At 43.3% G+C, this 2,681-nt stretch carries 4 protein-coding genes; 3 read left to right on the top strand and 1 reads right to left on the bottom strand.

Annotated features, from left to right (window positions below; genetic code table 11):
• The 3 genes from ACYVTD_RS11405 to ACYVTD_RS11395 all read left to right on the top strand — a co-directional run.
• The coding region (locus tag ACYVTD_RS11405) for a TraG/VirB4 family ATPase (protein ID WP_461247893.1) at window positions 1-565 on the top strand (565 nt) is incomplete at its 5' end.
• A gap of 33 nt (window positions 566-598) precedes the next feature.
• Window positions 599-1,660, top strand: coding sequence for a hypothetical protein (locus ACYVTD_RS11400; protein ID WP_461247892.1), 1,062 nt, complete (start codon window positions 599-601; stop codon window positions 1,658-1,660).
• Entirely contained in the window at window positions 1,657-2,217 is a 561-nt protein-coding gene (locus tag ACYVTD_RS11395; protein ID WP_461247891.1) for a hypothetical protein, read from the top strand. Before ACYVTD_RS11400 ends, ACYVTD_RS11395 begins: the two co-directional genes overlap by 4 nt.
• A 22-nt stretch (window positions 2,218-2,239) precedes the next feature.
• Here the strand turns inward: ACYVTD_RS11395 and ACYVTD_RS11390 are convergent.
• The coding region (locus tag ACYVTD_RS11390) for a hypothetical protein (RefSeq protein ID WP_461247890.1) at window positions 2,240-2,681 on the bottom strand (442 nt) is incomplete at its 5' end.

Here is a 2,681-nt window from a genome sequence, read left to right as displayed (position 1 = left end):
GGGCATGCTTATCGTGCTTGATGCTGTTTGGAACAGGATTACGAAAAACAGACAAATCGGCAGACGCACATGGATATACCTAGATGAGATTTATTTATTATTCGCCAATGAATACTCGGCGAACTTCCTATTTGAGCTATATAAACGTGCTAGAAAATGGGGTGGTATCCCAACTGGCATAACGCAGAACGTTGAAGACTTGTTGAAATCCGAGCTTGCAAGACGTATGCTTTCGAACTCTGATTATATATATATGCTAAACCAAGCGACGCTTGATAGAAATGAGCTTTCGCATCTTCTAAACATTTCGGACGCGCAGATGCAATACGTAACAAACACGCCTCCGGGGCATGGATTGATATTCAAGGGCGATGCTGTCCTGCCGTTTACGGACAAATTCCCTACTGATACACAGCTTTATAAGATGATGACGACTAACTTCAACGAGGAAGAAGAAAAAGCGCAAGAAAAAGCAATGGCAGAAAAACAAGCAGCTCGTGCAGATTCTGCAATCGAACAGCCTGCGAAGAAAACGACGAAAAAACCTAAAGAAGACGAAGAATAATTAGCATCACGATAGGAAAGTGGGTGAGCAATCATGGCAGAAGAGGGGAAAAGAGTTCCGGCACCAACTGGTATGGTTGTTCGCGATGCGCATAAACTAATCGCCGAGGTGCGCCGCCCCGGCAAAGAGCTGCGAAAAGCCGAAAAAGAGTGGAAAAGTGCGTGTGATAGCATGAAACAAATCCGCAAAGAGATGGCAGCAGGAACTATCCAGCAATCGACTGGCGAGATCGCGATTAAAGCGCATAGTCAGCAAGCGTTGGCTGCAAAAGCGACGATAGACAGCCATCAAACGCGAAAAGATATCCGCGGGGCGTACAAAAGCCAATTGCATGATTTGAGAGAAAAGCGCGGGGAACTAAGGGATTCTATAAGCAAATATTCCGAGCAGGCGGGGGGGGCGAATTCTGCGATGCTTGGAAATTATTCGAAAAATCTTAAAAAAGATTTAAAAAGCACTAAAAAACAAATTTCCGAGCTTAAGGCTGGCAATAAAATGCGCAATCTAAAGCTAAATCTAGCTTTTGCTGTTGGAGCTGCGGTCATTGGGACGGCGCTTAAAGCCGGCAAAGATAAATATGATTTTTCTGCTAATAGCGAGAACGCCACGGCGTTAGACAGGCAGGCAGCTTCAAAGCAAATGCAGAGGCAAAATAAAAACAGCAAGGCCATGATGCTCGCAAGGCCGAACACGATAAGAAAGATTAAGAATTTTAGGTTGAGAAAATTGCGGCTCAAAAATGTCGCTGGTAAGCTCAAGACTAGCATTAAAGGTTTGAAAGCGGCGTATCAAGCAGAAAAGGCAGCAAAAGTGGCTGCTAAGGCTGCTCAATTGGCAATGAAAAAAGCGGCTGCAGCGGGGGTAGGGGTTGCTGCTAAAGGAGCGACTGCTGCAACAGGTGTCGGTGCAATTGTTGCTGCCGTATGGGAAGCTATTAAGGTTGTAGCAAAATTCTTCAAGGGGCTGTTAACATTCTTTATGACGGGCAAGATGAGCGCGAAAACAAAAATAATTTTGATTATAATACTATTTCTTTTATCAGGGTATGTTATGATAATAGGATTTACTTCTATGTTCGCTGAGGTGCAAATTTGAGAAAAACAATTAATTACATTTTTATATTGCTTCTAAGCATCTGCCTTTTTGCAACGGGTTTCATCCCAGCAAAAGCCGATGTCTATTCAGGCTTGGTTACATTTAAGATAGTCGCTCCAGAAGATTTTAAAGACGAAATTATGATTTCTTTCACTAGCGTAAATTTTGAAAGCCAGCCCGTCGAGGGAGACACGCGATTAACGGCCGGAAGCGTTATTATGAACCCGCAGAAAGGGTACGTTCAAAGCCTTGATAACATGATGGGCGGGAAGCACGTTGTCTCGATTAAATTCACAAACATAAACTCGGAAGACAATTGGAAGCTTGAAAAATTTGCGTATGATAAGGAAGTTGTGGCTGGGGAAAACGTCTGGGAGTTTAATGTCACGAAAGTCCCTGATGCAGAAAAGCCATATCAAAACAGTAAGCCATTTTGGCAAATTTTCACAGACCTGCTTCTATCAACATGGCAGACATCAGGACCCGTGATCATCACTTTAGCAATTGTTTGCCTATGGTATTTGAAATACAAATACGACCACTTTGATAAGTTTTAAAAAGAGGCAATGAGCCTCTTTTTTATTCGCTGGATTTTATTGTTTTGTAACAGATATCGGCTAGCTCGTCGGCGAATTCCTGCGTCAGCCCCTCGGTCGTGATGGATATTTTATTCTCGTTTTTGTGCGGCATAACGACAGCATATGCATCGTTGCCTCTTATTTTTAGCCCGTCCTTCGTCTCGGTTTGATACGGCTCTTGCGCAAAGCTTTCGGACAAAATCCGCATAACTTTTGCCTTATTCTCTGGGCTGATTTCCGCCATTCGCTTTGCAATGTAGCTTTGTGGCAAACTGTCAACAAACCGCTGCATAGTCGCTTTCGCGCTTTTTAAGTACGCTAAAATATTGATAATCGCATAGTTGCTGTCCGTCATCAGCTTTTTTTGTTTGCGCAAATTATGCTTCATGGCAAGTTTAAGAATTTCCGTTTCGCTGTCTTTCGATTCCAACACGAGCATACCG

This window comes from Treponema sp. R6D11 (assembly GCF_054786075.1).
This window is presented reverse-complemented; position numbering and strand designations above follow the sequence as displayed.